General features: G+C 58.6%; 15 protein-coding genes and 1 pseudogene. 10 read left to right on the forward strand and 6 right to left on the reverse strand.

The window, feature by feature from the left end:
* Nucleotides 1–49 precede the first annotated feature (49 nt).
* Both KGB25_RS30625 and KGB25_RS30630 read right to left on the reverse strand, forming a co-directional pair.
* Nucleotides 50–922: a methyl-accepting chemotaxis protein gene (locus KGB25_RS30625; RefSeq protein WP_404943242.1), complete on the reverse strand. Its 873-nt coding sequence runs from the start codon at nucleotides 920–922 to the stop codon at nucleotides 50–52.
* Nucleotides 905–1741, reverse strand: a pseudogene (locus KGB25_RS30630) (MCP four helix bundle domain-containing protein); the annotation flags it as partial. The pseudogene KGB25_RS30630 and the gene KGB25_RS30625, both read right to left, overlap by 18 nt.
* Before the next feature lie 221 nt (nucleotides 1742–1962).
* Here KGB25_RS30630 and KGB25_RS18635 point away from each other — a divergent pair.
* The 3 genes from KGB25_RS18635 to KGB25_RS18645 all read left to right on the forward strand — a co-directional run bounded on the left by KGB25_RS18635 (nucleotide 1963) and on the right by KGB25_RS18645 (nucleotide 4506).
* Nucleotides 1963–2172, forward strand: a complete 210-nt coding sequence (locus KGB25_RS18635; RefSeq protein ID WP_008025106.1) for a hypothetical protein — start codon at nucleotides 1963–1965, stop codon at nucleotides 2170–2172.
* A complete protein-coding gene (locus KGB25_RS18640; protein WP_008025105.1) occupies nucleotides 2169–2471 on the forward strand; it encodes a cell division protein ZapA in 303 nt (100 codons plus the stop codon). The genes KGB25_RS18635 and KGB25_RS18640 overlap by 4 nt, the downstream gene beginning before the upstream one ends.
* 100 nt (nucleotides 2472–2571) lie before the next feature.
* Nucleotides 2572–4506 (forward strand): methyl-accepting chemotaxis protein, encoded by a 1935-nt coding sequence (locus KGB25_RS18645; protein ID WP_223436180.1) that lies wholly within the window; start codon nucleotides 2572–2574, stop codon nucleotides 4504–4506.
* A 72-nt stretch (nucleotides 4507–4578) separates the two neighbouring features.
* Here KGB25_RS18645 and KGB25_RS18650 read toward each other — a convergent pair whose 3' ends face one another.
* From KGB25_RS18650 to putA, 3 genes are all read right to left on the reverse strand, one after another.
* Nucleotides 4579–5328, reverse strand: a complete 750-nt coding sequence (locus tag KGB25_RS18650; RefSeq protein WP_223436182.1) for a hypothetical protein — start codon at nucleotides 5326–5328, stop codon at nucleotides 4579–4581.
* A gap of 198 nt (nucleotides 5329–5526) precedes the next feature.
* Nucleotides 5527–7329: an acyl-CoA dehydrogenase gene (locus KGB25_RS18655; protein ID WP_223436184.1), complete on the reverse strand. Its 1803-nt coding sequence runs from the start codon at nucleotides 7327–7329 to the stop codon at nucleotides 5527–5529.
* A gap of 258 nt (nucleotides 7330–7587) precedes the next feature.
* On the reverse strand, nucleotides 7588–11541 hold the full coding sequence (gene putA, locus KGB25_RS18660; RefSeq protein WP_008025099.1) for a trifunctional transcriptional regulator/proline dehydrogenase/L-glutamate gamma-semialdehyde dehydrogenase: 3954 nt from the start codon (nucleotides 11539–11541) through the stop codon (nucleotides 7588–7590).
* Between the two features lie 463 nt (nucleotides 11542–12004).
* On the opposite strand from putA, the gene putP reads away from it, so the two are divergent.
* From putP to KGB25_RS18695, 7 genes are all read left to right on the forward strand, one after another.
* Nucleotides 12005–13489: a sodium/proline symporter PutP gene (gene putP / locus KGB25_RS18665; protein ID WP_008042044.1), complete on the forward strand. Its 1485-nt coding sequence runs from the start codon at nucleotides 12005–12007 to the stop codon at nucleotides 13487–13489.
* Nucleotides 13490–13833: 344 nt separating this feature from the next.
* On the forward strand, nucleotides 13834–15750 hold the full coding sequence (locus KGB25_RS18670; RefSeq protein WP_223436187.1) for a type VI secretion system tip protein VgrG: 1917 nt from the start codon (nucleotides 13834–13836) through the stop codon (nucleotides 15748–15750).
* Complete coding sequence (locus KGB25_RS18675) at nucleotides 15740–16477, forward strand: DUF4123 domain-containing protein (protein ID WP_223436188.1); 738 nt, start codon at nucleotides 15740–15742, stop codon at nucleotides 16475–16477. Before KGB25_RS18670 ends, KGB25_RS18675 begins: the two co-directional genes overlap by 11 nt.
* Nucleotides 16477–21276, forward strand: a complete 4800-nt coding sequence (locus KGB25_RS18680; RefSeq protein WP_223436191.1) for an RHS repeat-associated core domain-containing protein — start codon at nucleotides 16477–16479, stop codon at nucleotides 21274–21276. The genes KGB25_RS18675 and KGB25_RS18680 overlap by 1 nt, the downstream gene beginning before the upstream one ends.
* Nucleotides 21276–21692 (forward strand): hypothetical protein, encoded by a 417-nt coding sequence (locus tag KGB25_RS18685; protein ID WP_263286276.1) that lies wholly within the window; start codon nucleotides 21276–21278, stop codon nucleotides 21690–21692. The genes KGB25_RS18680 and KGB25_RS18685 overlap by 1 nt, the downstream gene beginning before the upstream one ends.
* A 492-nt stretch (nucleotides 21693–22184) precedes the next feature.
* Nucleotides 22185–22508 carry a hypothetical protein gene (locus KGB25_RS18690; protein WP_223436192.1) on the forward strand — a complete coding sequence of 108 codons (324 nt, stop codon included), beginning with the start codon at nucleotides 22185–22187 and terminating at the stop codon, nucleotides 22506–22508.
* Between the two features lie 117 nt (nucleotides 22509–22625).
* A complete protein-coding gene (locus KGB25_RS18695; RefSeq protein WP_008025084.1) occupies nucleotides 22626–23462 on the forward strand; it encodes a 23S rRNA (adenine(2030)-N(6))-methyltransferase RlmJ in 837 nt (278 codons plus the stop codon).
* Nucleotides 23463–23748: 286 nt separating this feature from the next.
* On the opposite strand, the gene msrA is transcribed toward KGB25_RS18695, so the two are convergent.
* Nucleotides 23749–24396, reverse strand: a complete 648-nt coding sequence (gene msrA / locus KGB25_RS18700; protein WP_008040336.1) for a peptide-methionine (S)-S-oxide reductase MsrA — start codon at nucleotides 24394–24396, stop codon at nucleotides 23749–23751.
* Nucleotides 24397–24430: the final 34 nt, after the last annotated feature.

The following is a 24430-nucleotide window of genomic DNA, read 5'->3' on the forward strand; positions in this document are numbered from 1 at the left end:
ATTTCACAGACGCCATCGCCAGCAAGCCGGCTCCTACAGGGGGGGCGGGTTAGAGGCTGAACCGTCCAACCATTGTGTTCAGGTCCACTGCCAGTCGCGACAGCTCGTTGCTCGCCGCGCTGGTCTGATTGGCGCCGGTGGCGGATTGCACCGACAGATCACGAATGTTCACCAGGTTACGGTCCACTTCACGGGCCACTTGGGCCTGTTCTTCGGCCGCGCTGGCGATCACCAGGTTGCGTTCGTTGATTTCGACGATGGCGCTGTTGATCGTGTCCAGCGACATCCCTGCGCCGCGAGCGATGTTCAAGGTCGACTCGGCGCGCTCGGTGCTGTTGCGCATCGAATCCACCGCGTGCTCGGTGCCGGTCTGAATGCTGCCGATCATGCGTTCGATTTCGCTGGTCGATTGCTGAGTGCGGTGCGCCAGCGCACGCACTTCGTCCGCCACCACCGCAAAACCGCGCCCGGCTTCACCGGCACGGGCCGCTTCGATGGCGGCGTTCAAGGCCAGCAGGTTGGTCTGGTCCGCCAGGCCACGGATCACGTCCAGTACCTTGCCGATGTCGCGGGATTCATTGGCCAGATCACCGATCAGTGTCGCCGTGCTCTGCACATCGGCGCTCATGCGTTCGATGGCGCTGACGGTTTCCTGCACCAGATCACGACCGTCACCGGCCGACGTGGTGGCGTTCTTCGATGCTTCCGAGGTGCTCACCGCGTTGCGCGCGACTTCTTCCACGGCGCTGGTCATTTCGTTGACAGCGGTGGCGGCCTGTTCGATTTCGTTGTTCTGCTGGGTCAGGCCACGGGCGCTTTCGTCGGTGACACTGTTGAGCTCTTCAGCGGCGGAGGCCAGTTGCGTGGCCGAGCCGGAAATCCGCTGCAGGGTGTCACGCAGCTTGTCTTGCATCTTCGACATGGCCAGCAGCAAACGGCCGGCTTCGTCTTCGCCATCAACGGTTATCGGGCGAGTCAGGTTACCTTCGGCAATTTGTTCGGCAGCGCTCAAGGCATTGGCGATTGGCTTGGTGATGCTGTTGGTCAGCAGCCAGGCAAACAGCACGGTCAGGCCGGTGGCGATGACCAGCAAGGTGATCACCAGATTGAAGGCCGAATCGTATTGATCGGCGGCGCGCTGATTGGTGTCGAGGGACTGCTGGGTGTTGATCTCCAGCAAGCGATTGAGCACTGCGTTGACCGCTTCGGAGTTGGTCAGCAGATCGGTGTTGAGCAAGGTGCGCAGTTCATCGACCTGATTGTTGCGCGACAGGGTTTTCATCCGGTCTTCGATCTGGCGGTACTGCCCCAGCAACTGCACGTATTGATCGTAGGCTGCACGTTCCTGCGGGCTGCTGATAAGCTTTTCGTAGGTCGCCTGAGCCGCACGAATCTGTTGGTTGCGCGACTCCAGCAGCTCCATGGTTTTCTGCTGAACGTCGGGCTCGCGGTTCACCAGCAAACGGTAGGACAGCACTCGCAGGCGCAAGGTGAGTTGAGTGAACTCGTCGAGGCTTTTGATGCTCGGCACGCTGCTCAAGGTGATTTCCTCGGCAGCACCGCGAATCTTGCTCATCTGGTTCAAGGCAAACACCCCCAGAACCAGCATCAGACCGCCAATCAGGGCGAAACCGAGGAACGCCCGCGGAGCGATATTCATATTACGAAGGGACATGGTGTTTACCGAAAAGAGCGCACCTGTGCGGCGCTGAGACTGACGTATGGATGACTTATCGGTCATACGACTAAAGTCTTGAGGGGCTGCGCGTATTTGTCGCAGTCAGACCGTTACAGAAACTATGGCGACGAAGTGCAGGAACCAGATCCGCCAATCACAGTCTTTAAAGTTCGCGAGGAAGGTCGCCCGCCAGGAAAATCAAGGCCTTGCGCCCCATTAACCCTGGCATCCGTGGTGACTTTTCTTTATCGTACGCGCCCCTTGAAAATGCTTGGAAAATCAAAATGTTGGAAGCATCCCTAAGCCAATTGGAACAACTGGTCAGCGACCTTGTTCAACAGAACCAGACCCTGAGTGCAGAACTGGCCCAGGCCAAGGATGAAAACGAAAGCCTGCAACTGAGCCTGATGGAACAGGAAGAGAAACAAGGCGCCACCGCCGCCCGCATCCAGGCCCTGGTTGAACGCGTCAGCGCCGGCCCGGTCAGCGCATGAGTGTCGGCGCCGCAGGGGTAAAAGTCGTCTCGATCCTGGGGGAGGACTATTCGATCAAGGCGCCGGCCGGGGAAGAGCAAACCCTGCTGGACGCCGCATTGATGTTGAAGGCTGCTTTGGCCGACACCAAAAGAAAGTACCCGACCCTGATCGGTGACCGCCTGCTGGTGCTGGCCGCGATGAATCTGTGTTCTCAGCAGATCGAAATGAAAAAGCAGCACAAGCTCGAACTCGACCGTTACCAAGAGCAAGTCAGCGCCACGGTTGAAGTGATCTCCAAGACGATCAATCAAGCCTGATCGGCTTTGCGCACAACCAAAGAATAAATTGTCGATTGAGTTGTATACAATCGGCACGGCTATTGCAGTGTTTCAGCCTCTTATTCTTTGGGGGTGCTCCATGCAGTTCTGGCGTCGCAGTATTCAATGGCAGTTGATCCTCAGTATGGGCACCGCCCTGCTGGTCAGTATTCTGATCGTGGTTGGCGTTTATACCCTCGTGGTCAACCGTCTCGCCCAGAGCTACCTGGTCGAACAAGCGCTGCCGTCGAGCATCGAAGCGATGCGCAACGACATCGAGCGCATCCTCGTGCAACCCCTCACCGCCGCCAAGGACATCGCCAGCAACAGCATGGTGCGCGACTGGTTGGCCGGGGGTGAAAACAGTGACCAGACCGCCGCGTTCGTGCAGTATCTGGAAGGCATCCGCGCCGAACACAAAGCCTTTACCGCGTTAATTGTCGGTACGGCTTCAAACCACTATTTCACTGAAAAAGGCCTGGACCGCAGCCTTAGCCGTTCCAATCCCAAAGACGCCTGGTTCTATTCGTTCCTCGACAGCAACCAGCCGCGCACCCTCAATATCGACAACGACACAGCCACCGGAGAATTGGCGCTGTTCATCGACCTCAAGGTCGAGCAGGCCGGCAAAGTCGTGGGCGTTGCCGGGCTTGGCCTGAGCATGAAAGAGCTGTCGGAGCTGATTCACAACTTCACCTTCGGTGAGCGCGGCAAGGTCTATCTCGTGCGTTCCGACGGTTTGATCCAGGTTCACCCCGAAGCGCAATTCAGTGGCAAGCGCACCTTGGTCGAGCAAATCGGTGCGTCGGCCACGCAGGCAGTCATGGGTCAAAAAGCTGCCAGCAGCAGCTTCGTGCGTGATGGCGAAGACTTCCTGGCCTTGAGTCTGCCGCTGAGGGATCTGGGCTGGACCCTGGTGGCCGAAGTGCCACAGTCGCAGATCTACGCCGAAGCCCGCCGCGCCATGTGGATGAGCAGCGGCATTGGCCTGGCGGTGGCGTTGGTGTGCCTGTTGCTGGTGGTGTTGCTGGCTCGTGGGTTGGTGCGGCCGATTCGTCAGGTAACAGCAGCGTTGGTTGCCATCGGTAGCGGTGGTGGAGATTTGACCCACAGGTTAGATTCCAGCCGCGCCGATGAACTGGGTGACCTGGCGCGCGGCTTCAATCGATTCCTCGACAGTCAGCGCGAGATGATCGGCGAAGTGCTGACCACCAGTGAGCGTTTACGCACCGCCGTCAGCCAGGTGGCGAAGGTTGTGGACAACACCGCCGAACGCTCCGGGCGTCAGCAGGAAATGACCGACATGGTCGCCACCGCCGTCCACGAAATGGGCCTGACCGTGCAGGAAATCGCGCAGAACGCCGGTAACGCGGCGGTTGCCTCGCAGGATGCTCGCGATGAGGCGATGCAGGCGCGGGAAGTGGTCGGTGGGTCGATTCGGCATATTGAAAGCATGTCCGATGAAATCGGTGTCGCCGCCAGTGCGGTGGGCGAACTGGCTGATCAGGTGGCGTCGATCGATCAGGTGTTGGCGGTGATTCGCGGGATTTCCGAGCAGACCAACTTGCTGGCGCTTAACGCGGCTATCGAAGCGGCGCGGGCTGGAGACATGGGTCGTGGATTTGCCGTTGTGGCAGATGAAGTGCGGACGCTGGCGCGGCGAACTCAAACGTCCACCGATGAAATTCAGCAAATAATCGGCAGCCTCAAACAAGGCGCGGAGAACGCGGTGTCGTCGATGCACACCGGTCAAGCGGCGACCGGCACCGGTGTCGAATCGAGCCAGCGCACCGGGACGTCGCTGACCGCGATTACCGGGCAGATCGAGCGCATCAGCGACATGAACCACCAAGTCGCGACCGCGACGGAAGAACAGTCGGCGGTAACCGAAGAGATCAACCGCAACGTGCAGGGGATTTCCGACTTGGCTCGGGCGACGGCAGGGGAGGTCAGGGCTTGCCGAGAGGATTGTCAGACGTTGCAGCGGTTGGCGGATGATTTGGCGCGGCAGATGGGTGGGTTTCGGTTGAGCTGAGTTTCGAGTCCCAGGCGGCACAGGCTGGCCGAGAGCGCGACGATAGTTTGTGCGCTCTCGGGGCGCTGATGATCAGTCAGAAACGAATGACGAGACCAAAAGCTCTTTCCCGTATACCTCTGCACCATTGACGGTATCGATATAAAAAACCCGCTTCTCTCTCACGACCCAGGAACGTTGTTGTTCATCGATATAGGTGTCGCCACTGGTCATTGATCTGAACATGTCATCGCGGTTAAACAACCGATTACCAATTTGGGTATCACCCTCTGTTTTGACGGTTACGCGATAGCCGTTATCGATTTGCCAGCGATACTCTTTGCCTGTGACGGTGCTGTTGCGACTACCTCTTACCTTGTCACCCACTCTGGTGGCCAGAATGAATTGGTCGTGGGTGAGCCGTATATAAGGGTCTATTTTTGGTGTGCGTTCTGCGGCAGGGAAGCCATAGACAACGCTTAGCCACTCGTTGGCAGACATGGCCTCGTAGTCCTTGTACCCGACGAGGTAGTCCCACTCATATCGCTCGTCGGGCGAAACGATTTCCATCATACCGACAGCCGTTGTTTCAGTACTCTCCGAAGCTTTCTTCTCACCGGTGGCGCCAACGGAAACCATCTCAATAGTGATAAGGGACTGTTCGTTTGACGGCCTGTGATGATTCTTGTCGAGGACGATGTATTCAATCCCTTTGGAATCGGTCCAAATCGTTCCCGCTCTTCCAGGCCCAGCTGAAATGGATGCCAGAACGCAATAGTCACGGCTGACAAGTCCTGGGAGTTTGATTGTTTTGTCTGCAAGTGTGTTTGGCGTATTCATCATGCTCTCTCATATAGGAGGACCGACGGACAGGGTGATGTCCGTCGTTGCCGACAAATAGTGTGACGTCGGGAATCCAGCCTATCGGAGCTGCCTTGATTACACAGCTGTCAGAAATAACAGGTGTGTCGAGTGCAGAGTTGGCGTGTTTCAAAAATGAACACTCAATGTATTACCAATACTCTGCACTGAATCAGTTGCTCAGAACCACTCATCCTGCATGTTCAAACACACATCATCCCGAGCCTCAAGAATCGCCAATTCATGGTGGCAACCCGGCACTTCCCAGGTCAGGAAATACCGCGCCGCCTGCAGCTTGCCTTTATAGAAGCTCACATCCGCCGCATTCCCCTTGGCCAACCCTTCTTCGGCGCGAATCGCCTGTTCCAGCCAGCGCCAGCCAATCACTGTGTGCCCAAACACCTTCAAGTACAGCGCCGAATTCGCCAGGCTGCTGTTGACCTTGCCTTGAGCCAGGTCGGTCAGCAAACCGAGGGTTACGGTTTGCAGGCGGGCCACCAATTTCTCCAGCGGTTCACGCAGCGCATTCAACGATTCGTACGCTTGCGCCCGCTCGGCAGTGTCGGCGATCAGGCGGATCAATTGTTTCAGTCCCGCACCACCGTTCTGCGCCAGTTTGCGGCCCAGCAAGTCCAGTGACTGAATGCCGTGGGTGCCTTCGTGAATCGGGTTCAGACGGTTGTCGCGGTAATACTGCTCAACCGGGTATTCGCGGGTGTAACCGTGGCCGCCGAGAATCTGGATCGCCAGTTCGTTGGCCTTCAGGCAAAACTCCGACGGCCAGGATTTGACGATTGGCGTCAGCAAATCCAGCAGCTCATGCGCCTGTTTGCGCTCGGCTTCGGTCGCAAGCGTCGTGGTGTCATCGAACAATCGTGCCGCATACAACCCAAGATCGAACGAGCCTTCGACGTAGGCTTTTTGCGTGAGCAACATGCGTTTGACGTCGGCGTGCTGAATGATCGCCACCGGCGCGGTGTTCGGGTCTTTGCTGTCCGGCACGCGGCCTTGCGGGCGCTCGCGGGCGTACTCCAGCGAATACAGGTAGCCGGCGTAACCGAGCATCACCGCGCCCATGCCGACGCCGATTCGCGCTTCGTTCATCATCTGGAACATGTAGCTCAAACCGTGGTGCGGCTTGCCCACCAGATAACCGACGCACTCACCGTTATCACCGAAATTCAGCGCCGTGGACGTCGTGCCGCGCCAGCCCATCTTGTGGAACAGCCCGGCCAGCAACACGTCGTTGCGCTTGCCGAGGCTGCCGTCATCGTTGACCAGAAACTTGGGCACGATAAACAGCGAAATGCCTTTCACCCCGGCCGGTGCGTCCGGCAGTTTGGCCAGCACCATGTGCACGATGTTTTCCGACAGCGGGTGATCGCCGCCGGAGATGAAAATCTTGTTGCCCTTGAGTCGATAGGTGCCGTCAGAAGCAGGCTCGGCGCGTGTGCGAATATCCGACAACGACGAACCGGCATGGGGCTCGGTCAGGGCCATGGTGCCAAAGAAGCGGCCGTCGATCATCGGTTGCAGGAAGCGCCGCTTCTGTTCCTCGGTGCCGAAGCTTTCGATCAGGTTCGCCGCACCCATGGTCAGGAACGGATACGAAGTCGAGGCCGCGTTGGCTGACTGGAAGTGCGCGAAACACGCCTGGGACAACAGCGTAGGAAGTTGCATGCCACCGGCGTCGAAACTGCGCGCGGCGTTGAGGAAACCGGCTTCGAGGAAGGCATCCACCGCTGGTTTCACTTCCGGAATCAGAATCGCCTGACCGTTCTCATAGCGAGGCTCGTTCTCGTCGCCCTTGCGGTTGTGCGGGGCGAAAAACTTCTCGGCAATGCTGCGAGCGGTGCCGATGGCGGCGTCGAAGGTCTCGCGATTGTGCTCGGCGAAACGCTCACGCTGGGTCAGGCCTTCGGCGTCGAGGACTTCATACAGCTCGAAAGCCAGATTGCGGGAACTGAGCAACGTCTCGGACATGGCGGCCTACCTTTTTTTGGAATGGACCGAGTCTAGGCGTGGGGATAGAGGCTGAACAGGATGATTGATGAGCGTGATGGTAGGGCAGAGCGACGACTTAACAGGCACCACAAAACAAATGTGGGAGCGAGCCTGCTCGCGATAGCGGTGTTTCATCCAATACATGTGTCGGATGACACACCGCTATCGCGAGCAGGCTCGCTCCCACAAGGGGTATTGCGTACCGGGCGGCTATTGCGGCAGCCCGGCTTATCGGTTTTAGCCGATGGTCATCAAGCTCGCATTACCACCCGCCGCAGCGGTGTTAACGCTCAACGCTCGCTCGATCACCAGGCGCTCCAACGCAATGTTGGTCTCGCCCAGCGACAACCCGTGAACCCCGACAATCGCCCCGGCACGCTTGGCCACTTGCTGGCACACCGCACGCAACTGATCGGAATGGCCGTGATGCAGAACCGCATCAAACACCACTTCGTCCTTGTTCCAGTCGGCAACCAGCTTGATACGCGCCTGAACTTCCTTCGGCAGGCGTGCGAACAAGGCTTTGGTCAGGTCAGCTTCCGGCCATACCGCTGAGCCGCCGACAGCCAATACCGCCGCCAGTTGCGTCAGCAGGTCGCCTTCAGCTTCGGCCAGGGACAGCACGTGCTCACGCGGCAGAATGGCGTAGCTGTTGCGCTCGCCGGTCGGGCCTGCCAGAACACGGGTGATGCCGCTTTGCGATTGCGCTGCGAACTGCACGCACAAGGCGCTCAGGTCGGCAAACTTGTTGCTGTCGGCCCAGGTTTGCAGGGCGGTCAGCGGTTTGCTCATGGCATCGCGCAGACGAACATCCGGTGCAGTGGCGGCGTCGCCACGAGCGAAGGATTGTTCGATTGCATCGGCAGGACGCGTCGACAGCAGGCGGTACAGGTACAACGGACCACCGGCTTTCGGGCCGGTGCCCGACAGGCCTTCGCCACCGAACGGTTGCACGCCAACCACAGCACCAACGATGTTGCGGTTCACATAGACGTTACCGGCATTGACGTTGTCGATCACCTTGGCGATGGTCTCGTCGATGCGCGTATGCACGCCCAGCGTCAGGCCGTAGCCGGAAGCGTTGATCTGGCCGATCAACTGGTCGATGTCTTTGCGCTTGTAGCGCACCACGTGCAGCACCGGACCAAAGATTTCGCGTTGCAGCTCATCGAAGCTTTCCAGCTCGATCAGCGTCGGCATCACGAAGGTGCCGCGTTTGACTTCTTCGCTGTTGGCGATGGCCACCTGGTACACGTTGCGACCTTTGTCGCGCATGGCCTGGATGTGCTTCTCGATGCCCGCCTTGGCTTCGGCGTCGATCACCGGGCCGATGTCCACGGACAGGCGCTCAGGGTTGCCGAGACGGCATTCAGCCATGGCGCCCTTGAGCATTTCGATGACACGGTCAGCGGAATCTTCCTGCAAGCAAAGTACACGCAGAGCCGAGCAACGTTGACCGGCGCTGTCGAAGGCCGACGACACCACGTCGATCACGACTTGTTCGGTCAGTGCCGAGGAGTCGACGATCATCGCGTTCTGGCCGCCGGTTTCAGCGATCAGCGGAATCGGACGGCCCTGTGCATCCAGGCGGCCAGCGACGTTGCGTTGCAGCAAACGAGCGACTTCGGTGGAACCAGTGAACATCACGCCTTTGACCCGATCGTCACCGACCAGACGGGCACCCACAGTTTCGCCACGGCCCGGCAGCAGTTGCAGCACGCCTTCCGGAATCCCGGCTTCGAGCATCAGGCGCACGGCCTGGGCGGCGACCAGCGGGGTTTGTTCCGCAGGCTTGGCCAGTACCGGGTTACCGGCGGCCAATGCAGCGGCAACCTGACCGCTGAAGATTGCCAGCGGGAAGTTCCACGGGCTGATGCACACCACTGGACCCAATGGGCGGTGGGCGTCGTTGGTGAAATCGTTGCGAGCCTGCACCGCGTAATAACGCAGGAAGTCCACGGCCTCACGCACTTCGGCGATGGCGTTGGCGAAGGTCTTGCCGGCTTCGCGAGCCAACAGGCCCATCAGCGGCTGGATCTCGCCTTCCATCAAATCGGCGGCACGTTCCAGAATCGCAGCACGTTCGGCCGGCGGGGTGGCCTGCCAGATCGGCGCTGCGTTCAGGGCGCACTGGATTGCGTTGTCGACGTCTTCGACATTCGCTTCCTGTACGTGACCGACCACGTCACGCAAATCGGACGGGTTCAGAACAGGCGCAGGGGTTTCGGTGCTGGAGACGCAGCCGAGCATCGGCGCGGCTTTCCAGTGGTTGTGAGCAGTGGCCAGCAGAGCGCACGACAGCGAAGCCAGGCGATGTTCGTTGGCCATGTCGATGCCGCTGGAGTTGGCGCGCTCGGCACCATAAAGATCGCGCGGCAGCGGGATACGCGGGTGCGGCAGGCCGAAGCCGCCTTCCAGCGTCGCCATCTGCTCGATGCTGGCCACTGGATCGGCCACCAGCTCCTGAATCGAAATGGACTGGTCGGCGATACGGTTCACGAACGAGGTGTTCGCGCCGTTTTCCAGCAGACGACGTACCAGGTACGCCAGCAGGGTTTCGTGAGTCCCGACTGGTGCGTACACGCGGCACGGACGGTTCAGCTTGCCTTCGGAAACTTTACCTACAACCTGTTCGTACAGCGGTTCGCCCATGCCGTGCAGGCACTGGAACTCGTACTGGCCCGGGTAATAGTTCTGACCGGCGATGTGGTAAATGGCCGACAGAGTGTGGGCGTTGTGTGTGGCGAATTGCGGGTAGATGACTTCCGGCACCGACAACAATTTGCGGGCGCAAGCGATGTAGGAAACGTCGGTGTACACCTTGCGGGTGTAGACCGGATAGCCTTCCAGGCCTTCGACCTGGGCGCGCTTGATTTCGCTGTCCCAGTACGCGCCTTTCACCAGGCGGATCATCAGGCGATGACGGCTGCGGCGAGCCAGGTCGATCACGTAATCGATCACGTACGGGCAACGCTTCTGATACGCCTGGATCACGAAACCGATGCCGTTCCAGCCGGTCAGTTGCGGCTCGAAGCACAGGCGCTCCAGCAGATCCAGCGACAGCTCGAGGCGGTCGGCTTCTTCGGCGTCGATGTTCAGGCCGATGTCGTATTGCTTGGCCAGCAGGGTCAGCGACAACAGGCGCGGGTACAACTCGTCCATCACGCGCTCGTACTGCGCACGGCTGTAACGCGGGTGCAGTGCCGACAGCTTGATGGAAATGCCCGGGCCTTCATAAATCCCACGACCGTGGGACGCTTTGCCGATCGAGTGGATGGCTTGTTCGTACGACGCGAGGTACTTCTGCGCGTCATGCTCGGTGAGGGCTGCTTCACCGAGCATGTCGTAGGAATAACGGAAACCCTTGGCTTCGAACTTGCTCGCGTTGGCCAGGGCTTCGGCGATGGTTTCGCCGGTCACGAACTGCTCGCCCATCAGGCGCATGGCCATGTCGACGCCCTTGCGGATCATCGGCTCGCCGCTCTTGCCGATGATGCGGCTCAGGGACGAAGTCAAACCCGCTTCATTATGGGTGGCGACCAGTTTGCCGGTCAGCAGCAAGCCCCAAGTGGCGGCGTTGACGAACAGCGACGGGCTGTTGCCCAAGTGTGGCTGCCAGTTACCGGTGCTGATTTTGTCGCGGATCAGTGCGTCACGAGTGCCCTTGTCCGGGATGCGCAACAGCGCTTCGGCCAGGCACATCAGTGCCACGCCTTCCTGGGACGACAGGGAAAATTCCTGCAACAGGCCCTGAACAATTCCGGCACGGCCACCGGCGCTCTTCTGATTGCGCAGTTTCTCGGCAATCGAGGCAGCCAACTTGTTGGTGGCGTCAGCCATGGCGACCGGCAGGCGAGCCTGTTCGATCAGCATCGGCACCACTTCCGGCTCAGGGCGACGGTAAGCAGCGGTAATGGCGGCGCGCAGCACCGATTGCGGCAAGATGCTTTCGGCGAACTCAAGGAAGCACTGGTGCGCGTGGTCGACGTGGACGTCGCCACTGTCGTCAGCTTCTTTGGCCGTCAGGCCGTTGAGCTCGGTCAGGGTTGCACCACCCTCGAGTTTTTCCAGGTAATTGAAAATTGCCTGCTTGATCAGCCAGTGCGGCGTGCGATCAATCGAAGTCGCGGCGGCCTTGAGGCGCTCGCGGGTCGGGTCGTCAAGTTTGACCCCAAGGGTGGTGGTAGCCATATTTTTATCCTCATGTTTGCCACGACCGCGTGGCATCAGCTGGCGGCAAGATTAGCTGCGCGCTCTCCGAGGTGCAACCGGGTGCAACCCTTTTTTTGTCGGAATAATAGGCAGCTCGTCAGGAATTAAATTCCGGTACGAACGTACCGCTCCTGCTTGGTGCTTTTGCTTCTAGTAAACCCTCGTGACTGCTCTAAAAGGGAGCAAAAACAGAGCTTTTCAAGCTAAATCCGACTAGGTGCAACTTATTCTCAAAAAATGGGTTGCACCTTATTTGCGTTGTTGAATAGGATTCGCGCCCAAGGTGCAACCGGTTAAAAAGACAGGTGCACCGGCTGATGGCTTTCCTGGGGAAACATCAGTCCTAAATGCGCGGACCCGCAAATCGTTTGATCAAACATTGTCGTTTGTCGGCGTTTTCACACTCTGCCGCTACATAAAAACAAAGCCAGGGCATCACTTAATGAGCGTTAGCAATCCAACCCTGATCACGTTCGTGATCTACATCGCAGCAATGGTGCTGATCGGCTTCATGGCCTATCGCTCCACCAACAACCTTTCTGACTACATTCTGGGCGGTCGCAGCCTGGGCAGCGTCGTGACTGCATTGTCCGCTGGTGCCTCCGACATGAGCGGCTGGTTGTTGATGGGGCTGCCGGGCGCCATCTACATGTCCGGTCTGTCCGAAAGCTGGATCGCCATCGGTCTGATCGTCGGTGCTTACCTGAACTGGCTGTTCGTTGCCGGCCGTCTGCGCGTGCAGACCGAGCACAACGGCGATGCGCTGACGCTGCCGGACTACTTCTCCAGCCGTTTCGAAGACAAAAGCGGCCTGCTGCGGATCATCTCGGCGGTTGTGATCCTGGTGTTCTTCACCATCTACTGCGCGTCCGGCATCGTCGCTGGCGCCCGTCTGTTCGAAAGCACCTTCGGCATGTCCTACGAGACCGCGCTGTGGGCCGGTGCTGCGGCGACGATTGCCTACACCTTCGTCGGTGGTTTCCTGGCAGTCAGCTGGACTGACACCGTACAAGCCACGCTGATGATCTTCGCCCTGATCCTCACGCCGATCATCGTGTTGCTGGCGACCGGCGGCGTCGATACCGCGTTCCTGGCCATCGAAGCGCAAGATCCAGCCAACTTCGACATGCTGAAAAACACCACCTTCATCGGCATCATCTCGCTGATGGGCTGGGGCCTGGGCTACTTCGGCCAGCCGCACATCCTGGCGCGTTTCATGGCCGCGGATTCGGTCAAGTCGATCGCCAATGCCCGTCGCATTTCCATGACCTGGATGATCCTGTGCCTGGGCGGCACCGTGGCTGTAGGCTTTTTCGGTATTGCCTACTTCTCGGCCAACCCTGCCGTGGCGATGCCTGTCAGCGAAAACCACGAGCGCGTGTTCATCGAACTGGCCAAAATCCTGTTCAACCCATGGATCGCCGGTATTTTGCTGTCGGCCATTCTGGCTGCGGTGATGAGTACCCTGAGCTGCCAGTTGCTGGTGTGCTCGAGCGCCCTGACCGAAGACTTCTACAAAACCTTCCTGCGTAAATCGGCTTCCCAGGTGGAACTGGTCTGGGTCGGTCGCGCCATGGTGCTGCTGGTTGCCCTGATCGCCATCGCACTGGCCGCCAACCCGGAAAACCGTGTGCTGGGTCTGGTCAGCTACGCCTGGGCAGGTTTCGGTGCTGCGTTCGGTCCAGTGGTCCTGATCTCTGTGATCTGGAAAGACATGACCCGCAACGGCGCACTGGCCGGCATCCTGGTCGGCGCGATCACTGTGATCGTGTGGAAACACTTCGAACTGCTGGGCCTGTACGAAATCATCCCTGGTTTCATCTTCGCCAGCCTGGCGATCTACATCGTCAGCAAACTGGGCGCGCCGACGCACGGCATGCTGCAGCGTTTCGCCGCTGCCGAGGCTGATTTCCGCCTGAACAAGTGATCGGGATGAGCTGAGGCTCAACCCTTTCGCCGAACATGAAAACGGCCCGCTTCCTTTGGAGGCGGGCCGTTTTTATTGGGCGTTAGAAAAGCCCTCTGTGGGAGCGAGCCTGCTCGCGATGGTGTGTCAGCCAAAGAGGTTTCGACTGATACACCATCGCGAGCAGGCTCGCTCCCACAGGAGGGCAGTGGTGGTTTTGAAAGGAATGTCTGTAGCCAAACATCCCGATTTTTGAAGGAAGAATCTTTAAAAAAGCACGACAAATCTGAGTTTCCTGTCCCTTCGTCAACACCCCTTGCCGCTCATGCAGAATCGCCCGCCTTCACTCTGCAGAGACACATCGGATGTTCGCTCTTGCTAATCAACCGCGCTTTACGCTGACCGTCGACGGTGACCAGCATGACCTCAAGGTGCTTGAGTTCACCGGCAAGGAAGCCATCAGCCAGCCTTACCGCTTTGACCTGGAACTGGTCAGTGAACGGCCGGACATCGAGCTCGAAAGCCTTCTGCATCGTCAGGCATTTCTGAGTTTCGATACACAAGGCAGCGGTATTCACGGTCAGATTTTTCGGGTTGGCCAGGGCGATTCCGGTAAGCGTCTGACGCGCTATCAAGTCAGTCTGGTCCCGCGTTTGACCTACCTCGACCAGCGCATCAATCAGCGGATTTTCCAGCACAAAAGCGTGCCAGTGATCATTGCGCAAATCCTTGAGGATCATGGCATCCAGCGCGATGCGTTCGCCTTTCAGCTCGGCAGCGATTACCCCGATCGCGAGTACTGCGTGCAATACGCGGAAAGCGATCTGGCGTTCATCCAGCGCTTGTGCGCCGAAATCGGCATTCACTACCACTTTCAGCACAGCCCTGACGGGCATTTGCTGGTGTTTGGTGATGACCAGACGGTTTTCCCCCTGATCGACAAACCGACACTTTTCTCGCCTGACACGGGAATGGCGGCCGACGCGCCTGCGATCAATCGCTTCAACGTGCGGCTGGAAACCCGCACCACTTCGGTAGCCCGTCGCGACTACGACTTCCACAAACCCGGGCTGCAACTTGAAAGCCGAAGCGACAACGGGCAACTGCCGACGCTTGAGGATTATCACTTTCCCGGCCAGTTCACGGATCGCGAATCTGGCAGGGCGCTGGCTCAACGAACACTGGAACGCCACAACGCAGACTACCGTCAGGCTGAAGGTCGCAGCGATGAGCCCGCTTTGGTGGCAGGCCACTTCCTGGCGTTGTCGGAACATCCACGCCAGGCCTGGAATGACCTGTGGCTGATCACCAAAATCGAACACCATGGCCGTCAGCCGCAAGTGCTCGAAGAGTCAGTCAGCAGCGACGGGGCGGATGATTTCCAGGGCTATCGCAATACCTTTCTGGCGACGCCGTGGGATGTTTCGTTTCGCCCACCCCTGATCGGGAAACCCTCTTTCACCGGTTATCAGACCGCCGTAGTCACTGGCCCGACCGACAGTGAAATCCACTGCGACGAGTACGGCCGCGTCAAGGTTCAGCTCGCCTGGGATCGTGACGCAAAGCGCAATGAACATTCCAGTTGCTGGTTGCGCGTCGCCACCGGCTGGGCGCATGACGGCTACGGCGTCGCACTGATTCCTCGGGTCGGCATGGAAGTGTTGGTGGGGTTCCTCGATGCCGACGTCGATAAACCGATGGTCATGGGCTGCGTACCCAATGGCGCCAACTCGATATCGCTGAATCTGCCCGCCGACAAAACCCGCAGCATTTTCCGCAGCCAAAGTAGTCCCGGTGGCGGTGGTTACAGCGAATTACGCATCGAGGATCGCAAAGGCGCCGAGGAAATCTACCTGCGGGCCCAGCGAAACTGGACTCAACACGTGTTGAACGACCTGCACGTCCAGGTCGGAAATCAGCGCAGTGCGGTGATTGGTGCCAACGATAACCTGCACGTTCACGGTGACCGCTCCATCACCGTCAGCAACCAGACCCTCAAGGCGAGCGGGCAATTTCACGCCAGCGCCGGCCAGCAAATTGTCATCGACGGTGGTGCCAACGCGACCATTCAGGCGGGCGGCCACTGGATCAACATCGGCCCCGCCGGGATCTTCAGCAGCGTTCCGATTGAATTGGGCGGTGCACCGATGCCGGCCATGGGCGCCGCGACCACTCAACGAACACTTCTGGCACTCAGCACAGCACAGATTCTGACCCTGAAAAGCGACGCCCCATTCTGCGAAGAATGTGAACGCTGCAAGGGTGGTGTCTGTGCAGCTTGAGTGCTTGTCACCCCTCGCTTGGCTGGAGCGCCAACCACTCGAGCCTTCCGAGCAGTTGTTCGCTGTGTTCGGCAATGCAAGCTCCGCCGAACCGTTCAAAGCCTGGCAGAGATCAAGTCCGTTCCATGCGCCAAGCCCGATCTGGGCCGACACCCCTTACGCCGAGTGGGAACCGGTCATGCCCTATGTCGGAATCGTCGCTGCTGGCAGTGAGTTTCTGGACTGGGTCGCCACTACCGAGTCTCGCGACTGGGGCTGGCTGGCAGTTTCTTCTTCGCCTCAAGACGTGTTGATCGAGCATCTGCGCAGCCTCACGCAAGTGTTTTTGCCCAATGGCAACGCGGTGTTTTTCCGCTTTTGGGATGGGCATTACTTGCTGCCGATTCTTCAGTCTGCGGATGTCGAAGTTGCTCAACTGTTACCGGTCGTGGGGCGGTGCCTGATTAATGGTCAGCCGCTCGACATCGGTGGAACTGCACTGAAAACCGCCAGGGTTTTTCCATGGTGGGAAATCTCCACAACGCTGTTGAAGCAACTCTGCGAACACTCAAACACCACTCGGCTGAACAACTTGCTCACGTGGTTGAGCGAGGACCGTCCTGATCTTTTCGAGGCATTTTCCGAAAGCGTGTTGCGGCACAAAGTCGCGATCTTTCTGGAAGAGCCGGGCCTGCCGCCAGCCCCGAAATCAGCCTTGGTGGATTACCTGTCGATGGAGCTGGACTGATGGATCAGATCGTACGGATCGAGCAGGAGCTCGACGGTTTCAAGGACACGCTGAGTGTGTATCGCCAGCAACTCAAGGGCTTTTTAAGTCGCAATGCCGACAAGGTCAGCCGGGCAATGGACCTGCCCTCGCTGATGGACATGGACCGGCAGATCAAACTGGGCAACACCACTACATCGGTGAGCCGCAGTGATGACGACTTTTTCTCCAGTGTTGCGCAGTGTCCGCTAAACGGAATTCTGCAGATCGAGAGCAAGTTCGAATCGGTTTATGACGTTGCGCTGGGGAACATTGATGTTGATGTGATTGCCGTTGATGGCGGCGAAAGAACCACTGTCACGCTCGATGAAAACGGCAAGGGGCAATTCAGGGGCGTTGCCGGGAAGTTCTACCGCGTGCATGTCCACAGCGCGGTGACTTCGGATCAGGTTGATGAGCTTTTCAAGTCTTACGACGGCCTGACCGGACAGCTGGAAGACTGGCTGCGCATTGAGTGGCAAGGCTTCAAACCGCAGTGGTCGCAGTCGGCGTTTGCCGCTGCGGGTAATGGCCTGCTGGCGGGAAGTTGGGCGGCGGTCATTGGTGTGTGGGACAGCATCAGCCTGCTCTCGGACATTCTCCAGGATCCCGGCAAGTTCGTTGAGCGGTTGGGTAGCAGTGCGGATGAACTGGCCACGCTCGCCAAAACCGCTCCGGACGTCATGGCCAAGGTCCAACTGCTGGCCAGTGACGAAGCGGCGCGGTGTTTGTTGTTGCGAACCGCCAGCCTCTGGCTGGAGATGTTGCCGCCCAGCGAGATCGCTGGAAAAACCGCCGAAGCACTGTCGACGGTGGTGGTTCAGTTGCTCATCGACATTCTAATTGGCGTGGTCCTGACCTTCGCCGGTGCGGGGGCGGGCATCGCCTACCTGGGTATGCGTCTCGCCAGCTACGGCGCCCGTATCGTCAGCGCCGTGCAGGGTTTCGTCAAAGCGATTTTCACCCTCATCAACAACTTCATGACCTACGTCGACCAGTACAAAAAGGTCGCCGCACGGGGCGTGGCAGCGGGTGTGAAAAAAGGCGGATTGCACCTGCGTTGGGACGCCAGACGCAATACCACGCTCAAGCAAAACGAACACCACGACGACGCTTCGAAGCAGGCCACAAATCCCAACGGCGACAGCGCCGATTCCGCCGATAAAACCGCCACCAACAAATGCCCGGTGTCGATGGTCACCGGTGAAGAACTGCTGACCCTCACCGACGGTTCCTTGAATGGAATCCTGCCGTTCGACTTCACGCGCCTCTATCGCACCAGCGCCGTCGAGATTGATTGCGGCCTAGGTTTTGGCTGGAGTCACAGCCTTGCGCACCGACTGGAAATCGATGGCGATGGCGTCGTCTGGATTGACCACGAAAACCGTCGCACCGCCTTTCCGCTGCCTGACAATGAGCGCCCGGCGATCCACAACAGCCTCTCGCGTGCAGCGATTTACCTGGGCGATGCCCCGGAAGAACTGATCCTCGCCCAGGCTGGCGACGACACGCGCTTCTACCATTTCATCAACGGTCGATTGGCTGCGATCAGCGACGGTTACGACAACCGGTTGCGCATCACTCACGACCGCCGCGACCGTATCCAGCGCCTCGACAACGGTGCCGGTCGTGCCTTGCTGTTGCGCTATGACCAGCACCATTTGATTGCCGTCGACTACCAGCGTTTTGTCCCGGCAGACACGTCGGACGAAGGCTGGATAACCGAACAGACACTGGTCAGTTACCGCTACGACGAGCGCGCGCGACTGATCGAAGCGACCAACGCCGCCGGGGAAAGCGAGCGTTACGACTACGACGACCAGCACGTCATCCAGCAACGGCAGCTGGCCGGTGGGGCGAGTTTCTTCTGGGAGTGGGAAAGGTCCGGCAAGGCTGCGCGATGCGTCCGGCATTGGGCGTCGTTTGCGCAGATGGAAGCTCGTTATGTCTGGGATGACGAGGGCAGTGTCACCGTCCTCAACATCGACGGCAGCGAAGAGGTTTACCAGCACGACGACCGGGCGCGACTGGTGCGCAAGGTCGAGCTGGATGGCGGCGAACACCTCAAGGCCTACGACGATAAAGGTCGATTGATTGCCGAACAGGATCCGCTCGGCGCCGTCACCGAATACCACTACGACGAAGTCGGACGCTTGGTGGCGCAGATTCCGTCAGAAGACGAGCCCACGTCCTACGAGTATCGCAACGGTTTCCTGCATGCCCGGTATCGCGGCAAAGCGGTCTGGAAATATCAGCGCAATGCTCAGGGCGACATCACCGAAGAGACTGATCCCGACGGCCAGATCACCCACTATCACTACGATGAAAAAGGACAGTTGCTGTCGATCCGTTACCCGGATAGCAGTCGCCATCTCTTCGTCCGCAATGCTTTGGGGCAACTGGTTGAAGAAACTTTGCCGGACGGTGGGTTGCGGCGGTTTTCCTACGACGTGCTGGGTCGACGGATTACCGATCAGGATGAACACGGATCGCTCACTCACTACGGGTGGGACGCCGTTGGGCGATTGGTTCAGACGACACTTCCTACGGGGACCACGCGCGCCTTCAGCTACAACGCCTACGGAAAAATCACCGCCGAACGCGACGAGCTTGGCCTCGTTACCCGCTACGAATACGTCGATGGTTTGCATCTGGTCAGCCGCCGGATCAACCCTGACGGCACGCAGCTCAGCTATCGCTACGACAACGCGCAGCTGTTGCTCACAGAAATCGAAAACGAATCCGGCGAACAATATCGCCTGGACTACACACCTGGCGGATTGATCCGACAGGAAACCGGATTCGATGGCCAGCGCACGGCGTACAGCTACGACCTCAATGGAAACCTGCTGGAAAAAACCGAGTTCGGCGACGACGGCTCGCAGCGGGTTACCGCTTATGAGCGAGATTCGGCAGGGCGGTTGCTGGTCAAAACGCTGCCCGACGACATCAAGGTCAAATACCGCTACGACGACCTCGGCCGACTGATCAGCGTCGACGACGGTCACGATCATCCGCTGGAGTTCGAGTACGACCGACAAGACCGTTTGATCACCGAGCACCAAGGCTGGGGCACCTTGCGCTACGGCTACGACACCTGCGGCCAACTCAACCGCATGCGCCTGCCGGACGGCAGCAAGCTCGATTACCACCACGCCAAGGGTGGCGCGCTGACCGCCATCGACCTCAACGGCGCGCCGCTCACCGCCCACCAATTCACGTTTGGCCGCGAACAGCAGCGCCAACAAGGCCAGCTCACCAGCCGCTACCACTACGACGAACAGGGCCGCCTGCAAGCACACGCGATCAATCAACAAACCCGGCCGCTGTACCTGCGCCACTACACCTACGCGGTCAACGGCAACCTGGCGACCGTCGCCGACAGCCGCCACGGCCAGCGCAGTTATTACTACGACGCCCTCAACCGCCTGACCCGCGTGCGACACACCCGCGACGACCCACCGGAAAGCTTCGCCCACGACCCGGCCGGCAACCTGCTGATGCAAAACCGCGCCGGTGTGGCTGCCGTAAAAGGCAATCGCCTGCTCATGCAAGGCGACCGGCATTACGACTACGACGCCTTCGGCAACCTCATCCGCGAACGTCGCGGCACTGGGCAAAAACTCGTCACCGAATATGCCTACGACTGCCAGCATCGCTTGGTCAGCGTCACGACCCCGGACGGACGTTGCGCGAGTTACCGCTACGACGCTTTTGGCCGCCGCATCGCTAAAACCGTCGACGGCAAAACCACCGAGTTCTTCTGGCAGGGCGACAACCTCGTCGCTGAAAGCAGCCGCGAGCACTACCGCAGCTATGTTTACGAACCCGGCACCTTCCGCCCATTGGCCATGCTCGACGGCAAAGGCCCGCGCAAGGCTTGCCCGTTTTACTACCAACTCGATCACCTGGGTACGCCGCAGGAACTGACCGATTACGGCGGTGAAATTGTCTGGTCGGCGAAGTACAACGCCTACGGAAAAGTTACGCGGTTGGCGTTCGGTGGGGGCGAGCAACTTGAGCAGCCGCTGCGGTTTCAAGGGCAGTACTTCGATGTCGAGAGCGGCCTGCATTACAACCGGCATCGGTACTATGATCCGGAGGTGGGGCGGTACCTGACGCCGGATCCGGTCAAGTTGGCGGGTGGGCTGAACGGGTATCGGTACGCGCTGAATCCGACGGGGTGGGTTGATCCGTTGGGGTTGAGCGGGAATTGTCCGCCACCGAACAAGCCTGGGTGTGGGGCGCCGGATGATACGTCTGGCGCTAAGGTTGATGAGGGTGAGCCGCCGCTGCCGAAAATGACGGCTGATCAGCGGCGGGCAAGGATTGATGAGTTGGCGGAAGCTAATGCCAGGGGAAGGGTCGAGGCGATGGAACATAAGTACGACATGCACACCGTTAAAAAGCACAGCTCAGAAATATCTGATGCGGCGCTTAAGCAGCGGGCCATTAACGGAGCGGATCCTCACACTGGAAGAATCCCAAGAGGTGCACGAGGTAATCCGAGCTCTCAGTTCAGTAACTGGAGGGTTCATCTCAATGCTTTAAACAAGGCATTGACTAGGGAGGCATTGGGACTGAGCCCTCATACGGGGAGAGACCACAACCAAGACCCGATTGTACGGTTGGAGCTTCCTGGAGCTGGTCGTGGTTACAAGCCAAACAGACAGAACATAAATGATCCTAAACTAAATGAAGATCTGAATTGGTTTGAAGTTAAGTTTGATAAGGACGATGTGACTCGGCCTTATACAGGCTTTCCGTCGGAGAAAAAATAATGTTGCGCGACCCATTTTTAGATGAAGAATTCAAACCGGATTTAATGTGGTTTATCGGAGTTTTTAGTGTTTATGATCGCGAAGAAACTTTAGGTGCAGAACTTGAGGTCTATGATCCTAATAATAAAGAAGACAGGGTTGAGCTGATTAGAAAGCGCGGTTTGAATTTAAACTATTTGTCTTATAGGCATAAATTTGTTTTGGTGGAGTATCTTGCAAATAAACTGAATGATGAAAACTATGACTTTCAGCGACTGTTTGATATTGACGAGGATGAGGCTGCGAGTTGGCCACGTGGCGAGTGGTACGAACTGGAGAACCCTCGGGAATTTCTTCAGGATGTCTACGTATTAGCGCAAGAAGTTTGGAAAGACGACCTTCATAAAGCCAGCCTCGAAGATCAATCAACCTGGTAAGGCTTGTTATCTCTGAGACAGATAGATTTTATGAGCGCTTCGCGCTCAATTCGCGGGCAAGCCTCGCTCCTACAGGATTGGGGTTGTTCCCATTTTTGGCGGTGTGCCTCGATTCTGTAGGAGCGAGGCTTGCCCGCGAAGGCGGTCTTACAGGCTGCGAAATTTCTGGGCAAGGTCGTCGGAAGTTTCCTTCAAGTTGTAGCGGTTTGCATGAACTGGTGGGAAGTGCATTCCATCGATAGTCTCTGGTGGTCACTGAAAATTCAGTGGCAGGGTGTAGGAACCCTTCAAGACTAGAGAGGACGCTTTGGCGTCGTCACCTGTATTTGCGGCCGGCAACGTGCGTCCGTAAGATCAGTTGCGGCAGCTCTGCGCGGGCACGCTTCGGCGTGGTCGAGTTCTCTGGTCTCGATATTCCTACCCCGCGTATAGCTGCCACCCAAGCCTGTAGGAAGGCCGATGGTAGCTTCCCTTCTTACCAGAGGTTTAAAAATGACTAATCTTCACCCCGATCCACCCTACGAAAAACCAACTCCTCCACCCAAAAGCCGTTTCATGGCTCTGACCAGTAACTGCGACGACATGCCCACCTTGTTCGTCGATACCCTCGCACCACTCGACGTTTTATACGACGCCGCCAGCTATCGAATCCGCGCTGTCACCCAAGTGCTCGAAAACCTGTCGATGCGTGGCTCTATCGAGTGCCAGTCCTTCATCCTCAGTGACTTTGCCTTGCTCTGCGCCATTCCGTTGCGGGACGGGTGTGATGTGCTGGATGTGTTGGGGCGGCGGTTGAAGGCTCGGCCTTCCGCGTAACGCCGCTGAATGATCGTTTCCATGCGTTGCGTGGGAACGATCACTGCCCGCTCAGCCGCGAAGCCCTGACGTTCGCCTCGGTACAAGGTAAACTTCCCGGCCTTCGCAGGAGCAATCATGAATTATCGTCACGCCTTCCATGCCGGCAATCACGCCGATGTGTTCAAACACCTGACCTTGACCCGCCTCATCGCCCTGATGTCGCGCAAGGAGCAGCCGTTTGCCTATCTCGACACTCACGCCGGCATTGGTCTGTATGACCTGCAAGGCGATCAGGCGAGCCGTACCGGTGAGTACCTGGAAGGCATCGCGCGGTTGTGGGATCAGCCGGATCTGCCGGAACTGACCGCCGATTACATGAAGGTGCTGCACGACATGAACCCGGATGGCCAGTTGCGCTATTACCCGGGGTCGCCGGAGCTGGCGCGCCGTCTGACGCGGCCGCAGGATCGGGTGATGCTCAACGAGAAGCACCCCGAAGACGGTGTGTTGCTCAAGGACAACATGGCCGGTGACCGTCGCGTGAAGGTTCACCTCGGCGAAGGCTGGCATGTGCCGCGTGCGATGTTACCGGTGCAGGAGAAGCGCGCGGTGATGTTGATTGATCCGCCGTTTGAACAGCTCGATGAGATGCAGCGTTGCGCGGCGTCGCTGAAAGAAGCGATTGGCCGGATGCGTCAAACCGTGGCGGCGATCTGGTACCCGGTGAAGGACCAGCGCATGTTGCGACGTTTTTATCAGGATCTGGCCGGTACTGGCGCGCCGAAGTTGTTGCGGGTGGAGTTGCTGGTGCATCCGCTGGATACGCCGAACAGTCTGAACGGTTCCGGGTTGGCGATCGCGAACCCGCCGTGGGGGCTGGAAGAGGAATTGCGTGAGCTGCTGCCGTGGTTGTCCAAGAAGTTGGGACAAACCCAGGGTGGGTGGCAGATGGATTGGTTGATCGCCGAATAACCACGGTAATCCCAAACCCTGTAGGAGCCGGCTTGCCGGCGATGGCGGCCGGGAGATCTGCGCTGGATTTTCCGCCGCTATCGCCGGCAAGCCGGCTCCTACAATTGGATCTGTGTCAGATCGGATTGGGTGCGTAACGCCAATCAGTTGTGTGCCGAGCTCAATATTGTGTCTGACACGAAACCTGTAGGAGCCGGCTTGCCGGCGATGGCGGCCGAGAGATCAACGCTAGATTTCCCGCTGCCATCGCCAGCAAGCTGGCTCCTACAATTGACTCTGCGTCAGGTCAGATCGGGCAGGTGACGCCGGTGCCGCCGATCCCGCAGTAGCCTTCAGGGTTTTTCGCCAGGTACTGCTGGTGATAGGCCTCGGCGAAGTAGAACGTCGGCGCTTCTTCGATTTCGGTAGTGATGGTGCCTTTACCCGCCTTGGTCAGTTCGGCCTGGAACACTTTTTCGCTGTTCTTGGCCGCTTCCAGTTGCGTCGGGTTGGTGGCGTAGACCACCGAGCGGTACTGAGTGCCGATGTCATTGCCCTGGCGCATACCCTGAGTCGGGTTGTGCAGTTCCCAGAACATTTTCAGCAGTTCTTCATAGCTGACTTTCGCCGGCTCGTAGACCACCAGTACCACTTCGCTGTGGCCGGTCAGGCCCGAGCAGACTTCTTCATACGTCGGGTTCGGCGTGAAGCCACCGGCGTAACCCACCGCCGTACTCACCACACCTTCGCGCTGCCAGAACTTGCGCTCCGCACCCCAGAAGCAACCCAGGCCGAAGATCGCAAAATCCACGTCCATGGCGAACGGGCCCAGCAGCGGCGCGTCGTGCACGAAGTGTTTTTCCGGCACGGTCATCGGGGATTCGCGGCCAGGCAGAGCTTGTTCTTTAGTCGGTAGCACGTTTTTGTTCACCAGAATTTCCGAGCGCAGAACCATGATCAGTCCTCTCAGTCAGGTTGAAATGTAGGTA

The organism is Pseudomonas sp. BF-RE-21, from assembly GCF_019947305.1.
Classification (GTDB): domain Bacteria; phylum Pseudomonadota; class Gammaproteobacteria; order Pseudomonadales; family Pseudomonadaceae; genus Aquipseudomonas; species Aquipseudomonas migulae.